At 70.0% G+C, this 26048-nt stretch carries 20 protein-coding genes; 13 read left to right on the forward strand and 7 right to left on the reverse strand.

Annotated elements, in window-relative coordinates; translation table 11 throughout:
* Positions 1–35: 35 nt before the first annotated feature.
* Together rpsA and coaE are read left to right on the forward strand one after the other, a co-directional pair.
* Complete coding sequence (gene rpsA, locus ABIE38_RS03475; RefSeq protein ID WP_095717229.1) at positions 36–1517, forward strand: 30S ribosomal protein S1; 1482 nt, start codon at positions 36–38, stop codon at positions 1515–1517.
* Positions 1518–1678: 161 nt separating this feature from the next.
* Complete coding sequence (gene coaE / locus ABIE38_RS03480; RefSeq protein ID WP_354054025.1) at positions 1679–2761, forward strand: dephospho-CoA kinase; 1083 nt, start codon at positions 1679–1681, stop codon at positions 2759–2761.
* Between the two features lie 150 nt (positions 2762–2911).
* Here coaE and ABIE38_RS03485 read toward each other — a convergent pair whose 3' ends face one another.
* The gene (locus ABIE38_RS03485) at positions 2912–4462 is read right to left on the reverse strand and encodes a glycoside hydrolase family 183 protein (RefSeq protein WP_354054026.1); all 1551 of its coding nucleotides are present in this window, start codon (positions 4460–4462) and stop codon (positions 2912–2914) included.
* Positions 4462–5787: a glycoside hydrolase family 183 protein gene (locus tag ABIE38_RS03490; protein ID WP_354054027.1), complete on the reverse strand. Its 1326-nt coding sequence runs from the start codon at positions 5785–5787 to the stop codon at positions 4462–4464. Before ABIE38_RS03490 ends, ABIE38_RS03485 begins: the two co-directional genes overlap by 1 nt.
* 219 nt (positions 5788–6006) lie before the next feature.
* Between ABIE38_RS03490 and uvrB the strand changes: the two genes are divergently transcribed.
* Positions 6007–8142 (forward strand): excinuclease ABC subunit UvrB, encoded by a 2136-nt coding sequence (uvrB, locus tag ABIE38_RS03495; RefSeq protein WP_354054028.1) that lies wholly within the window; start codon positions 6007–6009, stop codon positions 8140–8142.
* Between the two features lie 92 nt (positions 8143–8234).
* On the forward strand, positions 8235–8684 hold the full coding sequence (locus ABIE38_RS03500; protein WP_354054029.1) for a universal stress protein: 450 nt from the start codon (positions 8235–8237) through the stop codon (positions 8682–8684).
* Positions 8685–8720: 36 nt separating this feature from the next.
* Here the strand turns inward: ABIE38_RS03500 and ABIE38_RS03505 are convergent, their stop codons facing one another.
* The 4 genes from ABIE38_RS03505 to ABIE38_RS03520 all read right to left on the reverse strand — a co-directional run bounded on the left by ABIE38_RS03505 (position 8721) and on the right by ABIE38_RS03520 (position 13589).
* On the reverse strand, positions 8721–9152 hold the full coding sequence (locus ABIE38_RS03505; protein ID WP_354054030.1) for a DUF732 domain-containing protein: 432 nt from the start codon (positions 9150–9152) through the stop codon (positions 8721–8723).
* On the reverse strand, positions 9149–11515 hold the full coding sequence (locus ABIE38_RS03510; RefSeq protein ID WP_354054031.1) for a HelD family protein: 2367 nt from the start codon (positions 11513–11515) through the stop codon (positions 9149–9151). The genes ABIE38_RS03505 and ABIE38_RS03510 overlap by 4 nt, the downstream gene beginning before the upstream one ends.
* Positions 11516–11677: 162 nt before the next feature.
* A complete protein-coding gene (locus tag ABIE38_RS03515; protein ID WP_354054032.1) occupies positions 11678–12706 on the reverse strand; it encodes a DoxX family protein in 1029 nt (342 codons plus the stop codon).
* Positions 12707–12887: 181 nt separating this feature from the next.
* Positions 12888–13589 (reverse strand): MBL fold metallo-hydrolase, encoded by a 702-nt coding sequence (locus tag ABIE38_RS03520; RefSeq protein ID WP_354054033.1) that lies wholly within the window; start codon positions 13587–13589, stop codon positions 12888–12890.
* A 146-nt stretch (positions 13590–13735) separates the two neighbouring features.
* On the opposite strand from ABIE38_RS03520, the gene uvrA reads away from it, so the two are divergent.
* Positions 13736–16774 (forward strand): excinuclease ABC subunit UvrA, encoded by a 3039-nt coding sequence (gene uvrA / locus ABIE38_RS03525; RefSeq protein WP_354054034.1) that lies wholly within the window; start codon positions 13736–13738, stop codon positions 16772–16774.
* A gap of 58 nt (positions 16775–16832) precedes the next feature.
* Here the strand turns inward: uvrA and ABIE38_RS03530 are convergent, their stop codons facing one another.
* Positions 16833–17243: a DUF1844 domain-containing protein gene (locus ABIE38_RS03530; protein ID WP_095717218.1), complete on the reverse strand. Its 411-nt coding sequence runs from the start codon at positions 17241–17243 to the stop codon at positions 16833–16835.
* A gap of 317 nt (positions 17244–17560) precedes the next feature.
* Between ABIE38_RS03530 and infC the strand changes: the two genes are divergently transcribed.
* The 8 genes from infC to thiD all read left to right on the forward strand — a co-directional run bounded on the left by infC (position 17561) and on the right by thiD (position 25981).
* Positions 17561–18181, forward strand: coding sequence for a translation initiation factor IF-3 (gene infC, locus ABIE38_RS03535; RefSeq protein ID WP_095717217.1), 621 nt, complete (start codon positions 17561–17563; stop codon positions 18179–18181).
* Positions 18182–18274: 93 nt separating this feature from the next.
* Positions 18275–18469, forward strand: coding sequence for a 50S ribosomal protein L35 (rpmI, locus tag ABIE38_RS03540; protein WP_007630819.1), 195 nt, complete (start codon positions 18275–18277; stop codon positions 18467–18469).
* A 68-nt stretch (positions 18470–18537) separates the two neighbouring features.
* On the forward strand, positions 18538–18918 hold the full coding sequence (gene rplT / locus ABIE38_RS03545) for a 50S ribosomal protein L20 (RefSeq protein ID WP_095717216.1): 381 nt from the start codon (positions 18538–18540) through the stop codon (positions 18916–18918).
* A gap of 11 nt (positions 18919–18929) precedes the next feature.
* Positions 18930–19772 carry a TrmH family RNA methyltransferase gene (locus ABIE38_RS03550; RefSeq protein ID WP_354054035.1) on the forward strand — a complete coding sequence of 281 codons (843 nt, stop codon included), beginning with the start codon at positions 18930–18932 and terminating at the stop codon, positions 19770–19772.
* Entirely contained in the window at positions 19769–21430 is a 1662-nt protein-coding gene (locus tag ABIE38_RS03555) for an ABC-F family ATP-binding cassette domain-containing protein (protein WP_354054036.1), read from the forward strand. The genes ABIE38_RS03550 and ABIE38_RS03555 overlap by 4 nt, the downstream gene beginning before the upstream one ends.
* Positions 21431–21558: 128 nt before the next feature.
* A complete protein-coding gene (gene pheS / locus ABIE38_RS03560; RefSeq protein WP_354054037.1) occupies positions 21559–22614 on the forward strand; it encodes a phenylalanine--tRNA ligase subunit alpha in 1056 nt (351 codons plus the stop codon).
* A 42-nt stretch (positions 22615–22656) separates the two neighbouring features.
* Positions 22657–25146: a phenylalanine--tRNA ligase subunit beta gene (gene pheT, locus ABIE38_RS03565; RefSeq protein ID WP_354054038.1), complete on the forward strand. Its 2490-nt coding sequence runs from the start codon at positions 22657–22659 to the stop codon at positions 25144–25146.
* 10 nt (positions 25147–25156) lie between these two features.
* Positions 25157–25981 carry a bifunctional hydroxymethylpyrimidine kinase/phosphomethylpyrimidine kinase gene (gene thiD / locus ABIE38_RS03570; protein ID WP_354054039.1) on the forward strand — a complete coding sequence of 275 codons (825 nt, stop codon included), beginning with the start codon at positions 25157–25159 and terminating at the stop codon, positions 25979–25981.
* Positions 25982–26048: the final 67 nt, after the last annotated feature.

Consider the following 26048-nt stretch of genomic DNA (forward strand, 5'->3'; position numbering starts at 1 on the left):
CTACGATTCCTATCCACTCCGGAGCACCCCACCCTATGACCACCAAAACCACCTCGCCGCAGGTAGCCGTCAACGACATCGGCTCCGCGGAGGACTTCCTCGCCGCCATCGACGCCACGATCAAGTACTTCAACGATGGCGACATCGTCGAGGGCACGATCGTCAAGGTCGACCGCGACGAGGTCCTGCTCGACATCGGATACAAGACCGAGGGTGTCATCCCCTCGCGCGAACTTTCCATCAAGCACGATGTCGACCCCGGTGAGGTCGTCGAGGTGGGCGACGAGGTCGAGGCCCTGGTCCTCACCAAGGAGGACAAGGACGGCCGTCTGATCCTGTCCAAGAAGCGCGCCCAGTACGAGCGCGCCTGGGGCACGATCGAGGAGCTCAAGGAGAAGGACGAGGCCGTCAAGGGCACCGTCATCGAGGTCGTCAAGGGTGGCCTGATCCTCGACATCGGCCTCCGTGGCTTCCTCCCCGCCTCCCTGGTGGAGATGCGCCGCGTCCGCGACCTCCTCCCCTACGTGGGGCAGGAGCTCGAGGCCAAGATCATCGAGCTGGACAAGAACCGCAACAACGTCGTGCTCTCGCGTCGTGCATGGCTCGAGCAGACCCAGTCCGCGGTCCGCTCGGAGTTCCTGCACCAGCTGCAGAAGGGCCAGGTCCGCAAGGGCGTCGTGTCCTCGATCGTCAACTTCGGTGCGTTCGTCGACCTCGGTGGCGTCGACGGTCTCGTCCACGTGTCCGAGCTGTCCTGGAAGCACATCGATCACCCGTCCGAGGTCGTCGAGGTGGGCCAGGAGGTCACCGTCGAGGTCCTCGACGTCGACCTGGACCGCGAGCGCGTCTCGCTGTCGCTCAAGGCCACCCAGGAGGATCCGTGGCGGCACTTCGCCCGGACCCACGCGATCGGTCAGATCGTGCCGGGCAAGGTCACCAAGCTCGTCCCGTTCGGCGCGTTCGTGCGTGTCGACGAGGGCATCGAGGGCCTCGTCCACATCTCCGAGCTGGCCGAGCGCCACGTCGAGGTCCCGGATCAGGTCGTGACGGTCAACGACGACGCCATGGTCAAGGTTATCGACATCGACCTCGACCGTCGCCGTATCTCGCTCTCGCTCAAGCAGGCGGACGAGGACTACACGGAGGAGTTCGACCCGTCGAAGTACGGCATGGCCGACAGCTACGACGAGGCTGGCAACTACATCTTCCCCGAGGGCTTCGATCCCGAGACCAACGAATGGCTCGAGGGCTTCGAGAAGCAGCGCGAGGAGTGGGAGAACCGCTACGCGGAGGCCGAGCGTCGTCACAAGATGCACACCGGTCAGATCGAGAAGGGTCGCGCCGCTGCCGCGGAGGCCGCGGAGGCCGCGCCGACCAACTACTCGTCCGAGTCCGCCCCGTCGTCGTCCCGTCCCGCTGCTGCGGAGACCAGCAGCCCGGCCGAGTCGACCGGTGGTTCGCTGGCGTCCGACGAGCAGCTGGCCGCCCTGCGGGCGAAGCTCGCCGGCGGTGAGTGACCTCGCGGTCTGACGGCGCCACTGGCGCCTGACGGCCCGGACCACGGCCCCGGACGGTCGTCCCACCTCGCGGTGGGGTGCCGACCGGGGCCGTGGTCTATTTGTTCCGGGGGAGGTGCCTCGGCGGCCGGGGGAGACTCCGGTCACCTAGACTTCGACTCATGCTGATGGTGGGTCTGACCGGTGGAATCGGGGCCGGCAAGTCGACGGTGACGGCAGTGCTCGCGGAGGCCGGTGCCGTGATCGTCGACGCGGATCGGATCGCGAGGGAGATCGTCGAACCGGGCACACCGGGTCTGGCGATGCTCGTCGCCGAGTTCGGCGACGACATCGTGGGGCCGGACGGCGCTCTCGATCGGGCCGCGCTCGCCGCCCGCGCCTTCGTCGACGCGGAGCGGACCGCCGCGCTCAACGCGATCACCCATCCGCTGATCGGGGAGCGCACTGCCGAGCTCTTCGGTTCGGCGCCTCCGGACGCGATCGTCGTCCACGACATGCCGCTGCTGGTGGAGGGCGGAATGACCCCCGCGTACCACCTGGTGATCGTGGTGGACACCCCGGCAGAGATTCGGCTCCGGCGACTGGTCGAGCAGCGGGGGATGCCGGAGGACGACGCCCGCGCGCGCATGTCCCGTCAGGCGACCGACGAGGCACGTCGGGCGGAGGCCGATGTCCTGATCGACAACTCCGGCGACCGCGAACCGGTTCGGGAGATCGTCCGTATGCTCGTCGAGCTACGACTGCAACCCTTCGAGCACAACCTGCGTACGGGCACACCTGTGGTGGGGGACCGGACCGTGGTGCCGTTCCGGCCGGAATGGGCGGCGGAGGCGGCGAGGGCGACGGCGAGGTTGCGACATGTGCTGGGGGACGTCGCGATCCGTATCGATCACGTGGGCCCCACCTCTGTCGACGGTCTCGATGCACCGGACATCGTGGATTTGCAGGTGACGGTGCGGGACGAGGCGGCCGTGGAGCGTGCGCTGGCGCTCCTGACCGGCGCGGGATACGTCCGTGACCGCTCGGCCGAACGTCCTCTGCTGCACTGGTGTGACCCCGCCCGGCCGCTCGAGGTGTCGATCCTCGCCGAGGACGATCCGGAACACGAGTTCGCCCTGCTGATCGCCGAGGCCATCGGTTCGGATCCGAGCGCGCGGGTGGAGTACTCGGAGATCCTCCGCCGGGCCGACCGCGAGGAGACCCGGGAGTGGGAGCGGACCCTCTGTGAGGCGTCGGACCGCTGAGCGGTCACCCGGCTCGCGTGCCTCGGCCGCGTCGGCCCGATCATCTCGGCCTGGGTGCCTCGCCCTGACCACCCCGCCCTGACCACCCCGCCCTGCTCACCCCACCGCGGTCACTCCGTCGGGACCGCACCGCCGACGAGCTCGGCGCGGTCACTCCGTCGGGACCGCACCGCCGACGAGCTCGGAGACCGGCACATGCCTGATCACCTCGGAGGCCGGGGGTCCGGCGGGCGCCGTGGCCCTGCGGAGGGCGGTCGGGACGACCTCGGACAGGCTGGTGCGCACGAGGAACACGTTGTAGGCATTCCACGTGGTGACCAGGTAGTACAGATCCTCACCCTGGGCCCACGGGTGCATGAACGCGCCGTAGACCCCGGGGAGCATGGAGTAGTCCACGAGGACGGTGGGCGCGGTCCAGGGGCCCTCCGGGCGATCGGCGGTGCGGAGCACGACGGAGTTGTAGCCCTGGGAGTACATCGCGGTGTACTTGTCTAGGTAGTCGTTCCACATCACGGAGAGTTCGCTGGCCGGGCGGGGCAACACCGGCTCGGCGTCCGACGGGTCGGCCACCCAGTCTGTGCCGTCCCAGTAACGGTAGGCGGCCGGATCGAGGATTCCCGCGGTCGGCGGTGACCCACCGGCTCCGTCGAGGTCCTCCGCCGACGGGGACCCGGCGACCGGTACGCGGGCGAGGATCGCGGATCCCTGCCTCCCTGACGGTGTGAGGTACTCGTAGAGGTGCTCTCCGGTCCGGAGGTAGGAGCTCATCTGCGAGTCCCGCCAGACGGGGTCGACGGGGGGTGCGCCGTCGCCCACCGGGACCGCGGAGGTGATCGGTCGTGCCAGAGCGGGCACGACGGTCCAGTTCTCCCCGTTGTCCGTCGAATAGGCCAACCCCGAGTAGTTGGTGGTCCACGACCCCGGTTGCCCCCAGCGGGCGACCGACATGAAGCGCAGGTACTGGACCCCCTCGACCGCGATCCCCGCGGTCGGGATGATCGTGACCTCCCCGGGTAGTCCCGAACGGGGAACGATGGACTTGGCCAGACCGTCGGGGCCGGTGGCCGCGGAGTCGATCTGCACACCGTCGCCGAGGTCGGTGTCACCGGACCGGAACAGGACGTTCGACCGCCACTGGCTCCCGGGGACGGTGCAGTCACCCATCGTGTCCCCGAAGGCCATGAGGATCTCCGGATCGGTGGCGTGCCCGTTGTCCCACATGATGCCGAGATCGGTTCCGGCCACCCCGTAGCGGCTGATCGACTCGGTAGGACTCGTGGGCCCCGTGACGAGCTGGAGGAACTGGGTGGGGCCGCGGAGGACGGGGACGGTGCCCTCCTCTCCGGTGATCCAGGGGGGCATCCCGTAGACGGACCCGGCGACCGTGTTCAGGGAGCCGGAGAGTCCGTTGCCCAGGGACCCGGTCTCGAGCTGCTGCACGAGTGACCCCGAGCGGTCGGCCGAGCCCATGGCCCGCGAGGCGGATCCGGGTGGACCGGTGGAGGCCGAGCCTGCGGACCCCAGCGAACCGCCCGCCATACCGGCGCCGGTCTGGTTCTCCAGCAGCGAGCCGAAGTTGCCGAACATGACGCTGCACGGGCCGGCCGTGGCGATGCCGGCCCCGGTGTCGGCGAGCATCGTGACGGACGCCGACACGGTGACGAGTGCCGCTGCGGCCAGTCGCGGCAGCGCCCTGCTCATCAGGCCCTCGGGATGGGGAGACGTTCGACGAGAACGGTCTCACCGGTCTCGGCCGGGTCCGGGGTGTTTCGGGTCCAGCTGTTGTCCGCGACGCGCATCCGGCTCTCGGTGGCCGGGAGCGCCCTCGCGGGTATCTGGTTCAGGTCGGTCTTCATGAGGAAGACGTTGTAGGCGTCCCAGGTGGACATGGTGAAGTACAGGTCGGACCCGACCGTCTCGACCGCCGGGCTCCACGGGTGGACGAACGCCCCGTACAGGGTGGGGACGTGCCGGTATGACAGCAGGATGTCCTCTCCGGACCACGGCCCCTCGGGCCTCACGGCCTGACGCATCACGATGTCGTTGTTGCCGTTGGTGTACAGGGAGATGAAGCGCCCCAGTCGGGCGCTCCACGACACGGACAGTTCGCTCACGCGGGGCTGGATCACGGACGCCGCCGAGCGGTGGTCGCCGCCCCAGCCGGACCCGGTCCAGAACTCGTAGGCCGACATGTCCCTGATCGAGCGCTCCGGCACGCGGGCGAGCGTCACCGCGCCGCTGCGGCCCGACGGGGTCAGGTATTCGTAGACGAACCCGTCGTGCTTGAGGAACGCGCTCATCTGGCCGGCGGTGTGGGTCGTGAACGGGGCCCCGAGGTTCGTCGGGACGAGTCGCGCGCTCCCGGTGCCGGTGCGGGCGGTGCCCGCCACCGGGGTCCAGTTCTCCCCGTTGTCCCCCGACGCCGCGAGCGCCGAGTAGTTGGTGACCCACTCGCCGGGGTCGCCCCAGCTGGCGACGGACATGTACCGGAGGTACTGCGTGCCACCGACCTCCACTCCGGCGGTCGGGATGACGGTGACCTCGCCGGGGAGGTTCGAGCGGGGGAGAATGGATTTGGCCAGGCCGACCCGCTCCATCGGTGCGTCGTCGATCCGCATCCCGTTCGACAGCGTGCGGTCGGACGAGCGGAAGAGGATGTTGCTGCGCCACTGGTCTCCCGGGACACTGCAGTCGCCCATGGTATCGCCCAGAGCCATCATGATCTGAGGGTTCGAGGCGTTGCCGTTCTCCCACAGGATCCCCAGGTCGGTGCCGGAGATCCCGAATCGTTCGACGGTCCTGTTGGGACTGGTGGGGCCGGTGAGCAACTCCACCGTCGTGGTGCGCCCCTGCAGGACGGGGATGTAGCCACTCGCCCCGTTGGCCCACGGGGTGGCCGGCGTTCCCACTTGCGTGTCGGCGGATCCGGAGAGGGAGCCCGATCCGCCGATTCCGCCGGTCCCGCCGGTCCCGCCGGCCGGGGGCCACGGGTCACACGGCGCGGCCGCCGCGACGGGTGACAGCACCGACAGCGCTCCGATCGCGAGTGCGGCGACCGTGCCCGCCGCGAGGGGTGAAGGTGTCCTCCGGGAAAGACGGGGACGACGAGGGGTGTTCCGGGACACGGCTTCTCCAGACGAGGGCAGCGAGATGAGGGGAGCTCCAGTGCAGAGTAATAGCAACCTGAGGCGCCGGAGGTCTTTCGTCGAGAGGCGGGGGTGCGCGGCGACTCGTAAGCTGGCGGTATGGCTTTCGCGACCGAGATCCCCGACGACGGGATCCCCGCAGACCCGACCGTCCTGTCTTATTCCGAGTTCCGTCCCATCGGGGATGTCGAGCGCACCACCGACCGGTTCGAGGTGGTCAGTGAGTTCGTCCCGTCCGGGGACCAGCCGACGGCGATCGCCGAGCTCACCGAGCGGCTGGGGCGGGGAGAGCGGGACATCGTGCTGCTCGGGGCCACCGGTACCGGTAAGTCCGCCACGACGGCCTGGCTCATCGAGCAGGTACAGCGGCCGACCCTGGTGATGGCGCCCAACAAGACCCTCGCCGCGCAGCTGGCCAACGAATTGCGGGAGATGCTCCCCAACAACGCCGTCGAGTACTTCGTCTCCTACTACGACTACTACCAACCCGAGGCGTACATCGCCCAGACGGACACCTTCATCGAGAAGGACTCGTCCATCAACGACGACGTGGAGCGGCTCCGTCACTCCGCGACGTCGTCGCTGCTCTCGAGGCGCGACGTCGTCGTCGTCAGTTCGGTCTCGTGCATCTACGGTCTCGGCACACCACAGTCCTACCTGGACCGGTCCGTCGCACTGGCCGTGGGCCAGGAAGTCGAACGCGACCGGCTACTGCGATTGCTGGTGGACGTGCAGTACGAGCGCAACGACGTCTCGATGACGCGCGGGACGTTCCGTGCCAAGGGTGACACGGTCGACATCATCCCCACCTACGAGGAGCTCGCGGTGCGCATCGAGTTCTTCGGTGACGAGGTCGACGCCCTGTACTACATCCATCCCCTGACCGGAGACGTGGTCCGGAAGGTCGACGAGGTACGGATCTTCCCCGCGACGCACTACGTCGCCGGACCCGACCGTATGGCCAGGGCCATCGCCTCGATCGAGGAGGAACTGGAGGTGCGGCTGGCCGAGCTGGAGAACCAGGGCAAACTCCTGGAGGCCCAGCGACTGCGGATGCGCACCTCGTACGACATCGAGATGATGCAGCAGGTCGGATTCTGTTCCGGGATCGAGAACTACTCGCGGCACATCGACGGCCGCGCCGCGGGCAGCTCCCCGGCCACTCTGATCGACTACTTCCCCGAGGACTTCCTCACGGTCATCGACGAGTCCCATGTGACCGTTCCCCAGATCGGCGCGATGTTCGAGGGCGACGCCTCCCGCAAGCGCAACCTCGTGGACTTCGGTTTCAGGCTCCCGTCCGCACTCGACAACCGACCGCTCACCTGGGAGGAGTTCTCCGACCGGGTCGGCCAGACCGTGTACCTGTCGGCCACCCCCGGCGCGTACGAGATGGGACGGACAGGGGGCGAGTTCGTCGAGCAGGTCATCCGTCCCACCGGTCTGGTGGACCCGAAGATCGTCGTCAAGCCCACCAAGGGGCAGATCGACGATCTCCTCGGTGAGATCCGCGCCCGGGCCGATCGCGACGAGCGGGTGCTGGTGACCACCCTGACCAAGAAGATGTCCGAGGATCTCACGGACTATCTCCTCGAACTGGGTGTGCGTGTGCGGTATCTGCACTCGGAGATCGACACCCTGCAGCGGGTGGAGCTGCTCCGCGACCTGCGACGCGGCGAGTACGACGTCCTGGTGGGCATCAACCTGCTCCGGGAGGGACTCGACCTCCCCGAGGTCTCCCTTGTGGCCATCCTCGACGCCGACAAGCAGGGTTTCCTCCGGTCGGCCACCTCGCTCATCCAGACCATCGGACGTGCGGCCCGCAACGTCTCCGGCGAGGTCCACATGTACGCGGACTCCGTCACCGAGGCGATGCGACAGGCCATCGAGGAGACCGACCGCCGGCGTGAGAAGCAGGTCGCCTATAACACCGAGCACGGCATCGATCCGCAGCCCCTGCGGCGCAAGATCGCCGACATCCTCGACAGGGTCGGGGAGGACAAGGACGGTGAGTCGTCCTCCGACCCGCGGGACCGGCCCGAGCTCGTGGGTGCTCGGGCGGCGGGTGAGTCGGCGCGGCCACGGAAGGAACTCGAGAAGCTCATCGGGGAGATGACCGAGCAGATGATGTCGGCGGCCACGGACCTACGGTTCGAGCTGGCGGGTCGGCTCCGGGACGAGATCGCCGAGCTGCGCAAAGAGCTCAAGGGGATGCGTGAGGCGGGAATCGACTGACCCGTCACTGTGACGTCGCGCGCTTACCGGGCACGGCGGGGACCCACGCGCACTACGCTGGGTAGAACTTGTTGCCGACGAGAGGAAGAGAATTGAGCGCCTACAAGAAGGTGGTCGTGGGTACGGACGGCTCGGAGTCGTCCTACCGGGCCGTCGACCGTGCCGCGTCGCTTGCCGCCGACGAGTCCGCGACCCTCGTGATCGCCTGCGCCTACGTGCCCGCCGATCCGCGTTCGGTCAGCCAGGCCGCCGATCAGCTGGGCGCCGACGCCTATCAGATCCGCGGTGACAACCCGGCCGAGGATATCGTCCGGACCGCCAAGGACCGGGCGGTCGCCGCAGGAGCGTCGACGGTCGAGGCACGCACCGTCAAGGGCGCGCCGGTCGAATCGCTCATCAAGCTGGCCGACGAGGTGGACGCGGATCTGCTCGTCGTGGGGAACAAGGGCCTCAACTCGCTGACCGGCCGACTCCTGGGTTCGGTGCCCGCGGATGCGGCCCGCCGGGCCGTCTGCGACGTGCTCATCGTCCACACGACCTGAGTTGGCGGACGACCCGGGTCGGTGGACCGGGGAGCGTCAACCGCAGAGGTGGGCCCGGCTCGCATCGATGATGGCCCGGCCCACCTCGGCGGTGTCACGCTCCGGATCCTGCGCGGCTATCGCGCTGGTGAGCGGGCGGAGGTGATCGAGGATCGTCTCGGTGTCGGACCCGTCGGAGATGTTCCGACAGATCCCTATACCCACCTCGACGGTGGTGGCGGCGGTCATCTCAGTGGGTAGTCCGAACGCCGTCAGGTCGTCGAGGAAATCCTGCTCGCTACCGTTCCGGGCAGGGCCTCTCGCGCCGCCCGCGGCGGTCTCCCCGGCTTCGGCCTCGGCCCCCTGACCGGTGGTCTCCGCCCTCACGGTCCGGTCGGTCGCCTCCTCCGCGGGCCCGCATCCGCCGCCCACCGCGAGGACCGCGCACAACGCCGTGACGGCCGAGATCCGCACCGCGTGTGTGCTCATGCGCTGAGCTCCTCTGTGTCGTCCGAGACGGTCTCGCGGATCCGTGAGAGCAGTGGCCCGAACCGACCGGGCTGGACGAGGACCAGTTCCTGGGTGGCGCGGGTGGCCCCCACGTACAGATCCTGGAGCCCCTGCGGTGATCGTCCGAGGACGTGCTCCGGATCGACCACCACCACCACGTCGAACTCGAGTCCCTTGGCCAGGGCCAGGGGGAGGACCGAGGCGTCCGGGCGCGCCGCGAGCACGGCCTCCCTGAGGGCGGCGATCCCGGACGCGTTCTCGTGCTCGAGGTCATCGGGGAGGAGCACGGCCACCGCCCGGTCCTGCGGCACGAGGGAGATCTCGTCGGCCACCACCCGGCCCACCGAGCCCGTCTCGGTCTCGAGCCACGCGACAGGCCGTCGTCCGGCACGTACCGGGCGCGGCGAGGTCGCCCCCGGATCGATCTGCGCGAGCAGCTGCTCCGCGACCGCGGAGACGGTCTCCGGGGTGCGGTAGTTGACGGTGAGCTCGCAGAGGACCCACCGGTCGTCCACGTACGGCGAGAGCGCGTCCTCCCACGAGTCGATGCCCGCAGGGCTGGAGGTCTGGGCGACGTCCCCGACGAGGGTCATCCAGCGGTTGGGGGAGCGGCGCATCAACGCCCGCCACGCCATGGCGGACAGCTCCTGCGCCTCGTCGACGATCACGTGCCCGAACGCCCACGTCCGGTCCGCGCCGGCACGATCCGCGACGGTGAGGTCCGAGTCCGCACTGTGCCGCCGGGCGAGGGACTCGGCGTCGACCACGTCGTACGCCATGAGGACCTCCGGATCCAGATCGTCCTCGATGTCCTGGACCGCCGAGCCGGTGAGGATCTCGAGCGCCTCCTCCGCCTGCCGGACCTGTTCGGCCCAGGCCCGGTCCGCCTCGCTGCCCTCCTCGGTGGGGTCCTCGCCCAGCAGTTCGGCGAGTTCGTCGAGGAGCGGGACATCGGCCACCGAGAACGCCCCGCCGTCAGCGCGGAGTAGAGCCTCCTGGTCCTCGGCCACGTAGTCACCGGCCGCCTCGGCGATCCGCTCGCTGCTGGAGAACAGGTCGGCCAACAACCGCTCCGGCCGCAGTGTGGGCCACCACTCGTCGATCGCGGCGAGGACCTCGGGAGCGCGTTCGACCTCGGTGCGCAGCGCGGCCCGGTCCTCCGCGTCCAGCAGAGGCCGGGCGGGGTCACCGAGATCCCCGACCCCGTCGCCCTCGGGGGACCAGGCGTCGTCCTCCGCGTGTCCGACGGGATCGGTCAGGGACGCCACGTACTGCTCCGTGAGAGCGTCGATGATCTTCGCCGCGAACGTGGAACGCGCCTGATTGTGCGGTCGCCGCGTCATCCGGGCCCGGCCGCGGGCGGCGCGGACCACCGCGGGCGTGAGGACCAGGTCGTGTCCCTCGCACCGCACCACCACGTCCGCCTCCGGGGCGAACTGGCGGGCGCGGACGGCGGCCTTGAGGATGTCGACCATGTCCGCCGAGCCCTTGACCTCCTCGCCGCGGAGCGTCTCCGAACCGGTGGCACGGACCCCGGGGTAGAGGTCGGCGAGTGTGCGCAGGACGACGCCCGACTCGCCGAGGGACGGCAGCACGCGCGCGATGTAGTCGAGGAACCGCGCGTTGGGTCCCACGATCAGCACTCCGCTGCGGTCCAGCCTGCGGCGGTGCGTGTAGAGCAGGTAGGCCGCACGGTGCAGGGCCACGGCGGTCTTCCCCGTCCCCGGCCCGCCCTGGACCACCAGGACACCGGCGTGGGGGTTGCGGATGATCTCGTCCTGCTCGCGTTGGATGGTCGCGACGATGTCGGTCATGTGAGCGGAGCGCGCGCTGTCCAGTGCTTCGAGCAGGGCGGATTCCCCGACGACGTCATCGTGGTCCTCCGGCACCTCACCGTCGACCGGTGCCGTGAGGTACTCGTCGTGGACCCCGATGACCCTTCTGCCGATGGTGCGGAGATGACGACGACGGTGTGCGCCTTCGGGACGGGCGGTGGTGGCCAGATAGAACGGACGGCTGTGGTCCGCGCGCCAGTCCAGCAGGAGCGGAGTGAGGTCCTCGTCGTCGTCCCTCAGTCCGACGCGACCGATCCTCCGGACCTCTCCGTCCTCCATGTCCAGCCGTCCGAAGTACAGGCCCAGGTTGGCTGCGTTGAACGCCGCCAGCTCCGACGAGTAGAGCCGCGCGAACGACTCCCGCTCCGATCGCGCCTGAGGAGTCCCCCCCGTGCCCCGGAGGACGGCGTCGAGGCGGGCCCGGGTGTCGGCCCGGAGTTCCTCGAGACGATCGAGGAGACGGCCGAGGTGGCGCTGTTCCTCGTCGACGGCGTCGTGTCCCGTCATGCGCACTCCTCTCGGGTGGGGACTGCGCATCGGGTGGGTGGACCGCGCAGTGCAGGACAACCAGGCTACCGGGTCACGCGCAGGGCCCCCCGACGCCGACGACCCCGCCGGTGGGGGCGGGGTCGTCGACTTCCGGTACGTGGGCACCGGGGGAGCGGATCGTCAGGGCCGGATGGCGGCTGCGGCCTTGCTCCGGGCGCGGTCACTCGTCTTCTTCGCGGTGGTGACCTTCTTGCGGGCGTCCTTCCGGGCCTTCTTCTTGGCCGACTCGACGGACTTGCGGAGGTCCTTGGTGTCCACCTTGTCGGCGCGCGCGGCGGCGACCTCCCGGACGTGGGCCGCGCGGTCGCGGGCGACCTCGCGGGTCTCCGCGGCCTGTTCGGCGGCGACGTGGGCGGCGACGCCGGCCTGGTCCCGCACCTGGGCGGCGATCGGGGCGGCCTGCTTCCGTGCCGCCGCGGTCCGCTCACGGAGGAGCTCGGCGACCTCCGGGGCCTTCGCGCGGACGGTCTCCGCGACGCCGGTCGCCTGACCACGGACCTGGTCGGCGACCTCGGGGGCCTTCTCGCGGACGGTGTCCGCGACCTCGGGGGCCTTGTCCTTCACGGTGTCGGCGACGCCGCGGGCGTGGTCGGCCACGTTGTGGGCGACCCCCGCGATGGCGGCACCGGCTGCGACGGACTCGGCCTTGGCCCCGGGCAGCTTGGCCGAGACCTTGTCCCCGGCCTTGCGGGCACGCCATGTCAGGCCCGGCTGGCCCGCAGTGTCGACCGACGCCAGCAGGAGCGCACCGAGCAGGGCGACGTCGGTGGCCAGACCGGTGGTCTTGCGGCTCTTGGCGGCCGGGTCGGACTCCGCCCAGAAGTCGTTGCGGGTGACGGTCGTCGGCAGGTGCGACGCCGTCAGGGCGAGGGCCGACAGGCGGGGCGCCTTGCCGAGCGCGAACAGCACGCCGGCACCGACCTTCACGCCGGCGAGAGCCTTGACCAGGGTCTCGGTGTCCTTGGTGACCGGGGGTACGGAGGTCGTCACGTGCTCGTTGACGGCCTGCTCGCCCTTCTCCACCAGGGGCGCGGCCTTGTCCACGAGCGGGGCGGCCTTGGCGACATGGGCCTGCGGATTGCGTAGCGTCTCCACGCCGTCGATGACGAACACCGTGGCGAGCATGGGTCGTGCGAGTCGTCGGATCATCGTTCCTCCTGGGAATTGGGATGCGTGGTCGAACCTAGTGAAAACCCCGGCGCTGCGCCTCCGGTCGGGGGATCGTCCCCGGACCCGGACCCCACGGACCTGCGTGATGCGCTGGGACGATCAGCTTGGACGGGGGCCGGATAACGATTCTGATCGGCCGGTCGGTCGGTGCCGTCGGGCGTCACCAGCCGCGCTCCCGCCACGTGCCGAGATTCGGACGCTCGGCCCCGAGCGTGGTGTCGTCCCCGTGCCCGGGGTGGACCACCACGTCGTCGTCGAGCACGGCGAACACCCGGGACTCGAGGTCGTCCATGAGGGTGTCGAACTGCTCCCGGGTGCCCGTCTTCCCCGGTCCGCCGGGGAAGAGGGAGTCACCGGGGAACAGGTGGGTGCCCTCCTCTGTGCGTAGCAGGAGGCCGATGCCGTCCGGGGTGTGTCCCCGCAGGCCGATCACCCCGAGGCGCAGATCCCCCACGACGAGCTCGTCACCGTGGGAGACGTGGCGGTCCGTCGGTACGTGGATGTCCCCGGCGTCGCCGGGTGAGGCGATGGTGGCCAGGCCGAGGGCCTCGACGGTCTCCGGGAGACCGATCCAGTGGTCGGCGTGCAGGTGGGTGGTGACCACCTCTCTCACCCCGGGGGCGTGCGCCCGCAGGTGCGCGATGAGCTGGGGGGCGTCGTTCGCGGCGTCGACGAGGAGTGCCTCGCCCGTCGAGACGGACTCGATCACGTAGACGTTGTTGTCCATCTCGCCGACGGAGATCTTGGACAACCGGGCCGGGCCGACGGTCCAGCGCTCACCGGTCAGGCGGCCACCCAGGCGGCCGGAGTAACCCTCGGTGAGGGTGATGTGCTCGGGGACGGACTCGGTGGGATTCGTCATATCTGCAGGCTACTGACGGCGACGGCGGTTCGTGGTGGTAAGCGTGTCGGTGTTGGTTGGTACCTTCGTCTGCGGGACGGCGGCCATGCGGCGCGCACGGCCACCGCCACGGGTCCGTGGCGACATCCCCCTCGGAAGGAGTACCCATGGTGGACCGTCTGGTCGTCCGCGGCGCACGGGAACACAACCTCAAGGGCGTGGACATCGACGTCCCGCGCGACTCCCTGATCGTCTTCACGGGCTTGTCGGGCTCCGGCAAGTCCTCGTTGGCCTTCGACACCATCTTCGCCGAGGGGCAGCGGCGATACGTCGAATCCCTCTCCTCCTACGCGCGCATGTTCCTCGGTCAGATGGACAAGCCGGACGTCGACTTCATCGAGGGACTCTCCCCGGCGGTGTCGATCGACCAGAAGTCCACCAACCGGAACCCTCGGTCGACGGTGGGCACCATCACGGAGGTGTACGACTACCTGCGTCTGCTCTATGCGCGGGCGGGTGTCCCTCACTGTCCGACGTGCGGTGAGGTGATCTCGCGCCAGACCCCTCAGCAGATCGTCGATCAGATCCTCGAGGGGGAGGAGGGGGCCCGGTTCCAGGTCCTCGCACCGGTCGTGCGCACCCGTAAGGGCGAGTTCGTCGACCTCTTCGCCCAACTCGCGGCCGACGGGTACAGCCGCGTGCGGGTGGACGGTGAACTCCACACCCTCGCGGAGCCGCCCACGCTCAAGAAGCAGGAGAAGCACGACATCGAGGTGGTCGTGGACCGCCTCGCCGCCAAACCGTCCTCCCGCCAGCGGCTCACCGATTCAGTGGAGACCGCGTTGGGACTGGCGGACGGCGTGATCGTCATCGATTACGTGGATCTCGAGGAGGCCGACCCCGGCCGGCGGCGCCGGTTCTCCGAGCACATGGCCTGTCCCAACGGCCACCCGATCGGGCTCGACGACCTGGAACCCCGCGCGTTCTCCTTTAACTCGCCCTACGGCGCCTGCCCGGTCTGTGACGGGCTCGGCTCGCATCTCGAGGTGGACCCCGACCTGGTGATACCCGATCCCGAGCGGTCGTTGGCGGACGGCGCGATCGCCCCGTGGTCGGGGGGCCAGAGCGCCGACTACTTCCAGCAGCTGCTCTCGGGACTGGCCGACGACATGGGCTTCGACCTGCGCACCCCCTGGCAGGACCTGCCCGCCAAGGTGCGCAAGGCGGTGCTCGGAGGGGCGTCGACGAAGGTCCGGGTGCGGTACAAGAACCGCTACGGCCGGGTCCGGACCTACGACGCCAAGTTCGAGGGCGTCATGTCGTTCCTCAAACGCCGACTGGAGCAGACGGAGTCGGAGTCGCAGAAGGAGCGCTACCAGGGGTACATGCGGGAGGTGCCGTGCCCCGCCTGCGAGGGGACCCGCCTCAAGCCGGAGATCCTCGCCGTCACGATGACCGGCCCCGGCGGGCGTGACCGGTCGATCGCCGACATCTCCCGGATGTCGGTCGCGGACTGCGCCGAGTTCCTGGACGGCCTCGAACTGGACTCCCGCCAGGCGATGATCGCCGGCCGGGTCCTCAAGGAGATCCAAGCCCGCATGGGTTTCCTACTCGATGTGGGACTGGATTACCTGTCCCTGGACCGGGTGGCGGGCAGTCTGTCCGGCGGCGAGGCCCAGCGGATCCGGTTGGCCACCCAGATCGGGTCCGGTCTCGCCGGCGTGCTCTACGTGCTCGACGAACCGTCCATCGGTCTGCACCAGCGGGACAACCGTCGCCTGATCGACACTCTGGTCCGGCTGAGGGACCTGGGGAACACGCTGCTCGTGGTGGAGCACGACGAGGACACCATCCGCGCGGCGGACTGGATCGTGGACATCGGCCCCCTGGCCGGCGAGCACGGCGGACGGGTGGTGCACTCCGGAGACTACGAGGGCCTGCTGGCCAGCGAGGAGTCGCTCACGGGTGACTACCTGGCGGGCCGGAGGTCGATCGCGGTGCCCGACACCCGGCGTGGCCTGAACCCGGAGAAGGTCCTCCACGTGCGCGGCGCACGCGAGAACAATCTCAAGAACGTCGACGTGGTGTTCCCCGGCGGTGTGCTGTGCGCCGTCACCGGCGTGTCCGGCTCGGGCAAGTCCACCCTCGTCAACGACATCCTCGCCACCTCGCTGGCCAACCAGCTCAACCGGGCGCGCCAGGTTCCCGGACGGCACTCCCGCATCGACGGGGTGGAGTCGTTCGACAAGCTGGTCCAGGTGGACCAGTCACCGATCGGTCGCACCCCGCGGTCCAACCCGGCCACGTACACCGGGGTGTTCGACAAGATCCGGACGTTGTTCGCGGCGACCACCGAGGCCAAGGTCCGGGGTTACAAGCAGGGACGGTTCTCGTTCAACGTCAAGGGCGGCCGGTGCGAGGCGTGTCAGGGGGACGGCACGCTCAAGATCGAGATGAACTTCCTGCCGGACGTCTATGTCCCGTGCGAGGTGTGTCACGGCGCCCGGTACAACCGCGAGACCCTCGAGGTGCACTACAAGGGCAAGACCATCGCCGAGGTGCTCGACATGCCCATCGAAGAGGCGTGCGAGTTCTTCGAGCCGATCACCTCGATCCACCGGTATCTCAAGACCCTCTCGCAGGTCGGCCTGGGGTACGTGCGTCTGGGCCAGTCGGCACCCACGCTGTCCGGCGGTGAGGCGCAGCGGGTCAAACTGGCGGCCGAGCTGCAGAAGCGGTCGAGTGGACGGACCGTCTACATCCTCGACGAACCCACCACGGGTCTGCACTTCGAGGACATCACCAAGCTCCTACTGGTGATCCAGGGGCTGGTCGACAAGGGCAACACCGTCATCGTGATCGAACACAACCTCGACGTGATCAAGAGCGCCGACTGGGTGATCGACATGGGGCCCGAGGGTGGCGCCGGTGGTGGCGTCGTCGTGGCCGAGGGCACACCCGAGCAGGTCGCGGCGGTGCCGGAGAGTCACACCGGTCGCTTCCTCGCGCAGGTCCTCCCGGTCACGCAGGAGGTCCCGGAGGGATCCCGGACCGCCCAGGCATCGGCCGGTGGTGCGCCCGTGAAGAAGTCGGCGGCGAGCAAGGCGGCCGCGAAGAAGACGCCCGCGAAGAAGGCTCCCGCGAGGACGACGGCGGCGGACAAGACCGCGGCCAAGGCGGCACGCAAGGCACGGGCCCTGCGCTGAGCCGACGCCGGAGCGTGCGACCGTGGCGTCGCGTACCCGGGCGTCGGTCAGTCGGGGGTCAGTAGACGGGGCCGGTGAACTTCTCGCCGGGGCCCTCGCCGGGCTCGTCGGGGAACGCGCTGGCCTCGCGGAACGCGCGCTGCAACCCCTGGAGTCCGTCCCGCACCACGCTGGCCTGCGGCCCGAGGTACTCGGCGGACCCGGTCACGAGCCCGGCGAGCGAGGTGATCAGCTTGCGCGATTCGTCGAGGTCGAGGTGCGGGCTCGCGGTCGGGTCGTCGTCGGACAGTCCCAGCTTCTCCGCCGCGGCGCTCATCAGCACGACGATCGAGCGGAAGATGATCTCCTGGGCAGGGACGTCGGCGAGTTCTACGATCTCGACCTCGCGGGCGTCGAGATGGTCCTCGAGAGAACTCTCTGCGGTCGCGTCGGCGGCGGGATCGGTGGACGCGGGGTGGTCGGTGTTCATGCCGAACACTGTCCCACGGGCCGGTCGTCTCCGGGCGGTCGGACCGGTTTGGGGGTCCCCGGGAATGCTGGTAGAGTTCTGCCCCGACTGTGGGAATCCGCTTCGTGGTGGGTTCCGACGTCCAAGAGGAGCCCGATCTCCCACCATCCGACGCCCCAGGTAGTTTGATGGTCACCACCCCCGACGAGGGGTCTGCGAGCATATCGCAGGGATGTCTCGTCGACGGGTGAGGAGTGAGAGGCCCCCGGTATCCGTGCCGTGGGGCCTTCTCGGTTTCACCGGTGTGTCCGGTGTCGCCGTGGGTACCTCGAGGGCGGATGCGCGACCGCGCCAGTGGTCGCGGGCAGAGCACCATCTACCGAGGAGGGCCCATCAGCGCCGAAGCACGTATCAACGAACGAATCCGTGTCCCCGAAGTCCGACTCGTCGGCCCCGGGGGCGAGCAGGTGGGGATCGTTCGCGTCGAGGATGCACTTCGTCTGGCCCTCGAGGCCGATCTGGACCTCGTCGAGGTCGCGCCCACCGCGCGCCCGCCGGTCTGCAAGATCATGGACTACGGAAAGTTCAAGTACGAGGCGGCGCAGAAAGAGCGCGAGTCGCGGAAGAACCAGCAGCAGACCGTGGTCAAGGAGCAGAAGCTCCGGCCGAAGATCGACACTCATGACTACGAGACCAAGAAGGGGAACGTCGTCCGTTTCCTCGAGAAGGGCTCCAAGGTCAAGGTGACGATCATGTTCCGCGGTCGCGAGCAGTCCCGCCCCGAACTCGGGTACCGGTTGCTCCAGCGCCTGGCGGACGACATCACCGAATACGGATACGTCGAGACCAGTGCCAAGCAGGACGGCCGCAACATGACCATGGTCGTCGCCCCCCACAAGGGCGCCAAGACCCGGGTCAAGGCGCAGGAGTCGAAGGTCACCGACCCCGCCTCGGAGTAGGACTCCGGCACCACACCGACCACCGGACGCACGTCGTCCGCTCACCCGAGACCTCGCCGGTCTCCGGGACGAACCATGTGAGGAAGACCGATCATGCCGAAGATGAAGACCCACAAGGGCACCGCCAAGCGTTTCCGGAAGACCGGAACGGGCAAGCTCGTGCGCCAGCAGGCCAACCGCCGCCACATCATGGAGAAGAAGCCCACCAAGCGTACCCGTCGTCTCGACGGTCGCACGGACGTCGCCCCGGCTGACGTTCCCCGCATCAAGCGGCTCCTCGGGCTCTGAGCCCTCTCCCCATACGTAGTACTTCCGGTTGCCGTGAGGTGACCACCCAGATCAGTGAGGATTGACCAGTGGCACGCGTGAAGAGGGCAGTCAACGCCCAGAAGAAGCGTAGGACCGTACTCGAGTCCACCAAGGGCTACCGTGGGCAGCGTTCGCGGCTGTACCGCAAGGCCAAGGAGCAGATGCTCCACTCGATGACCTACAGCTACCGTGACCGTCGCGCGCGCAAGGGCGACTTCCGGAAGCTGTGGATCACCCGCATCAACGCGGCGGCCCGCGCCAACGACATGACCTACAACCGCTTCGTCCAGGGCCTCAAGCTCGCGGGCGTCGAGGTGGACCGCAAGGTGCTCGCCGACCTGGCGGTCACCGACCCGGCCGCCTTCACGGCGCTCATCGAGGTCGCCCGCAAGGCCCTGCCGGCCGACGTCAACGCACCGGCTGCCTGACGTCTGCGAATGTGACGCACAGCGCTCTGCCCGAGGAGGGCACGGGACGACCCGCGGATCCGTTCACCGAACGGACACCGCGGGTCGTTTCCGCATCCAAGCTCCACCGCGCGGCCGCCCGGCGTAAGGCCGGGCGCTTCCTCGCGGAGGGGGCCAACTCGGTCGAGTCGGCCCTGACGACCGGGGCGGCGGTCGAGGTGTTCTGTGGCCAGGACTCGCTCGACCGGTTCGCCGCCCTCGTGACCACGGCGTCCGCGTCCGGGGTCACCGTCTCCGTGGTGACCGACCGCGCGGTCAGGGCGCTGTCGGACACCGTCTCGCCCACGGGCATCGTGGCGCTGTGCCGGTCGGTCGTACGCGACCCAGAGGGACCGGACGTGGGGTCTCCGCGCCTCGTCGCGGTGGGCCAGGCGCTGGCCGAACCGGGGAACGTCGGCACCCTCATCCGCGTCTCGGACGCACTCGGCGCCGAGGCCGTGTGGCTCACCGGCGGCGCGGTGGATCCGGAGAACACCAAGGCAGTCCGCGCCTCCGCCGGCAGCCTCTTCCACCTCCCCGTGGTGCGCGGGATCACGGAGACGGACCTGGTCGACCGCGCCCACCGGCTGGGCCTCCAGGTCGCCGTGGCCACCGGGGAGGGCGACGTGGACATCGAACACGCCGACGACGTGCTGTCCCGGCCGACCGCGTGGGTCTTCGGCAACGAGGCGCACGGCGTCCCCGTCGAGCTGGCCGACGCTGCCGACCTCCGGGTGCGCATCCCCCTCCGCGGGCGGGCCGAGAGCCTGAACATCGTCACCGCGGCCTCGATTTGCCTCCACACCAGCGCGCGCCTGCAGGCCGCCGGCTCGTGACCGCAACCCTCACCGCCCGCGGCCTGGGAGCCTCACGAGGTGCGCGGACCCTCTTCGCCGGTCTCGACCTCGTCGTCGCCGAGGGTGACGTCTGGGGGCTCACCGGCCCCAACGGCGCCGGTAAATCGACACTGCTCCACGCCCTCGCCGGCGAGCCCGACGCCGAGATGACGGGGACGATGGCCATCAGTCCACCGCACGCGACGGTGGGGCTCCTCCGTCAGGAGGTGGATCGTCACGACGACGAGGAGGTGCGCGACTTCCTGCACCGCGTCACCGGGGTCGCCGACGCGCAGGCGCACATGGACGCACTGGCGCTGCAGATGGCGGACTCGGAGTCGGCCGCCGACGCCTACGGCGACGCACTCGAGCGATGGTTGGCCCTCGGCGGTGGAGACCTGGACGAGCGGATCCCGGTGACCGCCGCCCGGCTCGGACTGGACGGCGCCGTTCTGGGCCTGCCGATGGCGGCGCTCTCGGGCGGCCAGGCCGCCCGCGTCAACCTCGCCGCCGTGCTGCTCAGCCAGTACGAGATCCTGCTGTTGGACGAGCCGACCAACGACCTCGACCTCGCGGGGCTCGCGGTGTTGGAGGACTTCATGCGGACCGAGCGGCGTCCGATGGTGGTGGTCAGCCACGACCGCGAGTTCCTGGCCAGGTGTGTGACCGGGATAGTCGAGCTCGACTCGGCCCAGCGGCAGATCACGGTGTTCGACGGAGGATACGAGTCGTATCTCGCCGAACGCGCGCTGGCGCGGCAGCGGGCGCGCGAGGCATACGAGGAGTACGCGGGCCGGGTCGGTCAGCTCAAGGACCGCATGCAGACCCAGAAGACGTGGCTCGACAAGGGCGTCCGCAACACCATGCGCAAGTCGGGCGGCAAGGACGCCGAGAAGGACAAGCACATCCGCAACCGGGCCGGCCAGCGGTCGGAGAAGCAGGCCGCCAAGATCTCCCAGACCGAGCGTGCGATGGAGCGGCTCGACGTGGTCGCCGAGCCGCGCAAGGAATGGGAGCTGCAGATGGAGATCGCGACCGCGCCCCGGTCGGGGTCGGTCGTGGCGGTGCTGTCCGAGGCCGTCGTCCGCCGCGGTGACTTCGTGCTCGGTCCGGTGACCCTGCAGATCGACTCGGGGGACCGGGTGCTGATCTCCGGCGCCAACGGTTCCGGCAAATCCACGCTGCTGGGTCTGCTCGCGGGCGATCGACTCCCGGATTCCGGGCGGGTGAGCACGGGAGCCGGCGTCGCGGCGGGGCGGGTCGACCAGGCCCGCGCGGAATTCGGTGGCCCCGGCCCCCTACTGGAGACGTTCTGCGCGGCCGCGGACCCCGCGGGGCTGGACCCCACCGAGGGTCGGACGGTGCTGGCCAAGTTCGGACTGGGCGGCGAGCACGTCGGACGGTCGTGCGCGTCCCTGTCCCCGGGGGAGCGGACCAGGGCGGCGTTGGCCCTGCTCCAGCAGCGCGGCGTCAACCTGCTAGTGCTGGACGAGCCCACCAACCACCTGGACCTGCCCGCGATCGAACAGCTCGAACAGGCCGTGGAGGCCTTCGACGGCACGGTCCTGCTGGTGACCCACGACCGGCGGATGCGGCAGGGTTTCCGAGCGACCCGCGAGCTCGTGGTGGACTCCGGGGCCGTTCACGAGGTGCGTTAGCGGGCGGCCCCTCGAGTCGAGGGGTACGCGCAGGTGGGCCGGGGGGTCCGATCCCGATCGACTAGTCTGTTGCGGGATGCCGCCGGCGGTCGCCGGAGATCGCCGCGACGGGGAGGACGAGAGCACAGGTGAGCGAAGACACGAGCGCTGTCGAGGTGCGGATCGACGAGGAGTCGCTGGCGAGGTACGCGGCGGAGGCCGAGGCGGCGTTCGCCGCCGCCACGGACCTGGACGCCCTGTCCGTCGCCAAGACCGCCCACCTGGGCGACCGCAGCCCGATCGCGCTGGGACGCCGGACCCTCGGATCGCTGCCCAAGGAGCAGAAGGCCTCCGCCGGTAAGGCCGTCAACGTGGCGCGGGGGAGGGTTCAGCAGGCCTATGACGCCCGCCTCGCCGAGCTGCAGGCAGAGCGTGACGCCGCGGTCCTGGTGGCCGAGACCCTGGACCTGACCGTGCCGTCGGGTCGGGCGCCCGTGGGCGCCCAGCACCCCATCACGATCATCACCGAGCAGGTCACGGACGTGTTCGTGGCGATGGGCTGGGAGATCACCGAGGGCCCGGAGGTCGAGGCGGAGCACTACAACTTCGACGCCCTGAACTTCCTCCCGGATCACCCCGCGCGCACCCTGCAGGACACCTTCCACATCGCCCCCGAGGGCAGCCGCCAGGTGCTGCGCACCCACACCTCGCCCGTGCAGATCCGGACGATGCTCGACCGGGAGCCCCCGATCTACGTCGCCTGCCCCGGGCGGACCTTCCGCACGGACGAGCTCGACGCCACCCACACCCCGGTGTTCCACCAGGTGGAGGGGTTGGCGATCGACAAGGGGCTGACCATGGCGCACCTGCGCGGTGCACTCGACGCCTTCGCCCGCGCGCTCTTCGGCCCGGAGACCCGTACCCGGATGCGGCCCAACTACTTCCCCTTCACCGAGCCCTCGGCCGAGGTCGACGTGTGGTTCCCGCGGAAGAAGGGCGGCGCGGGCTGGGTCGAGTGGGGCGGGTGCGGGATGGTCCACCCCAACGTGCTGACCGCCTGCGGTATCGACCCGGAGGTCTACTCGGGGTTCGCGTTCGGCATGGGCCTCGAGCGCACCCTGCAGTTCCGCAACGGACTGTCCGACATGCGGGACATGGTCGAGGGGGATGTGCGGTTCTCGCTGCCCTTCGGCATCCGCGCCTGACCCACCGCCCCCTTCCACCCGAGAAGACTAAGGACCCCCACAGTGCGAATTGCGCAGTCCTGGCTGACCGAGATCCTGCAGCGGGCCAACGACGGTTGGTCGGTGAGCCCGGCCGAGCTCGACGCGGGGTTCGTGCGCGTCGGCCTCGAGGTCGAGGGCGAGCCCGAGCAGTTGCCCGAGATCTCGGGACCGCTCACCATCGGTCGGGTCAGCAGTATCGAGGAGCTCGAGGGGTTCAAGAAGCCCATCCGCTTCTGCCTGGTCGACGTGGGTGCCGACGAGCCACAGCAGATCGTCTGCGGGGCCCGGAACTTCGCCCAGGGCGACCTGGTGGTGGTCGCGCTGCCGGGAACGGTCCTTCCCGGTGGGTTCGAGATCGGCAGGCGGAAGACGTACGGCAAGCCCAGTGAGGGAATGATCTGCTCGGCGTCCGAGCTGGGGATCGGATCCGACCACAGCGGCATCATCGTCCTGGCCGAGGGGACGGCGCAGCCCGGCGACCCGGCCGGGCCGGTCCTCGACGCCGGGGCGGCGGGACCCGACACCGTCATCGAACTCAACGTCACCCCGGACCGCGGGTACTGCCTGTCGGCGCGTGGCCTGGCCCGCGAGCTCGCTTGCGGCTTCGGCCTGGACTTCGCGGATCCGGCGGTCGAGCCGGGGCTGCCCTCCCAGGGCGAGACCTGGCCGCTGGAGGTGGCCGGGGAGTCGGGCGCACAGCGGTTCGCCCTCCGTCGCGTGACCGGTGTCGACCCGTCCGCCCGCACGCCGTGGTGGCTGGCCAGGCGGCTGCTGCTGTCGGGCGTCCGCCCGATCTCGCCGGCGGTCGACGTGACCAACTACGTCATGCTGGAGCTCGGGCACCCGATGCACGCGTTCGACGCCGCTACGCTCGAGGGCGGGCTCGTCGTCCGCCGGGCGCGGGCGGGGGAGGAGCTCACGACCCTCGACGACGTCGCGCGGACGCTCGACCCCGAGGACGTGGTGATCTGTGACGACCGAGGCCCGATCTCACTGGCGGGCGTCATGGGCGGCGCGAGCACGGAGGTGTCCGGGCAGACCACGGACGTCCTCCTCGAGGCCGCAGTGTGGGACACTCTCGCGGTGTTCCGGACGATCCGCCGTCACAAGCTCCCCAGTGAGGCGGGCAAGCGGTACGAGCGCGGTGTCGACGCCGCGGCCACGATCGCCGCACTGGACCGCGCGGCGACTCTGCTCGCCGAGATCACCGGCGGCTCGGTCGAGCCCTCGCTCACCGACATCGGTTCCGCCCCAGCCATGCCGACCATCGCGTTCGATGAGGGCCGCCCCTCCCGCGTCGCCGGCGTCGACTACCCGACCGGCACCGCACGCCACCGCCTCGAGCAGGTCGGGTGCACCGTCACCGGGGACGACGAGGTTCTGCTCGAGGTCACCCCGCCGACCTGGCGCCCGGACCTCACGCTGCCCGCGGACCTGGTGGAGGAGGTCCTCCGCCTCGAGGGGCTGGAGAACATCCCGTCGCTGCTGCCGACCGCGCCGGCCGGCCGCGGGCTGACCGCGTTTCAGCGCGGTCGCCGTGCGGTGGGCCACGCCCTGGCGGCGGCCGGGCACGTCGAGGTGCTCACCTCGCCGTTCTGTGATCCGGCGGTGTTCGACGCCATGGGACTGGACGACGACGACGAGCGGCGCAGGACGATGTCCGTGGTCAATCCCCTGGAGAGCGAGAAGGGGCACCTCGCCACCACGCTCCTGCCGTCGCTGGTGGAGATCGCCCGGCGCAATCTCACCCGCGGCACCCGCGATCTATCGCTGTTCTCGGTCGCGCAGGTCTCCTTCCGTACCCCCACCACCGGGGCGGTGGGGATGCTGCCCGTCGACCGCGAGCCGACGCCGCAGGAGAGGGACTCGCTCACGGCGTCACTGCCGGAGCAGCCCCTGCACGTCGCCGCCCTCTACACCGGCAGGCGCGAACCGGCGGGTCATGCCACGTCGGGCCGTGAGGCCGACGCCCTCGACGCGGTCGAGGCGGCCAGGATCGTCGCACGCGCTCTCGGCGCCGAGGTCGAGGTCCGTGCGGCCGAGTACGCGCCGTGGCATCCCGGCCGCTGCGTGGAGGTCCTGGTCGACGGCACCGTGGTCGGCCATGCCGGCGAACTGCATCCGGCCGCGTGTGAACGACTCGGACTGCCCGCCCGGTCCTGCGCGGTCGAGCTCGACCTCACGGCGATCGGGGCCCGTGAGGTCCTGCCCGCGCCGTCGATCTCGGCCTACCCGGCCGTCAACCAGGATGTCGCGCTCGTGGTGGAGTCTTCCGTGCCGGCGTCCTCCGTCGAGGCGGCCCTGCGCTCGGGCGGCGGGGATCTCCTGGAGAGCGTGCGACTGTTCGACGTCTACACCGGTGCCCAGCTCGGCGAGGGACGCAAGTCCCTGGCGTACGCCCTCAGTTTCCGGGCGGCCGACCGGACGCTCACCGAGGACGAGGCGACCCGGTGGCGCACGGCGGCGGTGGAGGCCGCGCAGGCGGCGGTCGGGGCTACGCTCCGTGGTTGACGAGGCTGAGGTGGCTGAGCGGACCGGGGTCCCGAGGGTCCTGTGCATCGCCGGCACCGACCCGTCCGGCGGCGCGGGCCTGCTCGCGGACGTCAAGTCCGTCGCCGCGATGGGCGGGTACGCGATGGGAGCCGTCACCGCGGTCACGATCCAGAACACCCTCGGGGTCAGCGGCGTACACGCCGTACCCGTCGAGACCGTGGTTGCCCAGCTCGACGCGGTGGCGGACGACGTGCGGATCGACGCGGTCAAGATCGGCATGCTCGGCGAGGCCTCCCTCGTCGAGGCGGTGGGGGACTGGCTGCGTCGCCGGAGGCCCCCGAACGTCGTCCTCGACCCGGTCATGGTCGCCACCACCGGGGGCAGGCTCGCCAGCGACGACGCCTCCCGCATGCTGCGCGACCTGGTCCCGCTCGTCGATCTGGTCACACCGAACGTTCCGGAACTCGGTGTCCTGTGCGGGGAGTCCACCGCGGGCAGCATCGAGATGATCGTCGAGCAGGCCGAACTCGTCCACGAGCAGACCGGGAGCTCCGTGCTCGCTACCACCGGCGATCTCGAGGACGGTAGCGCGGAGGACGTCCTCGTTCGATCCGAGGGGGGGTGGCGCGCGACGCTGCGACTCCCGTTCGTCCGCGTGGACACGCCGCACACCCACGGGACCGGGTGCTCGCTGTCCTCCGCCCTGGCCACCGCCCGGGTGGGGACCGATGACTGGGAGGCCGCGTACCGGCGAGTCCGTCCCTGGATGGACGGCGCCCTCCGGGGCGGGCTCGATCTCGAGGTGGGCCGGGGGGCGGGGCCGCTCGACCACACCTGGTTCCTCCACCACTGATCGTCCGGGATCCTCCATCCTGTCGTACACCTGTGCGAATATTCGGCTCACCACACAGCCGAGACCA

The organism is Dietzia sp. 2505 (genome assembly GCF_040546785.1).
GTDB lineage: Bacteria > Actinomycetota > Actinomycetes > Mycobacteriales > Mycobacteriaceae > Dietzia.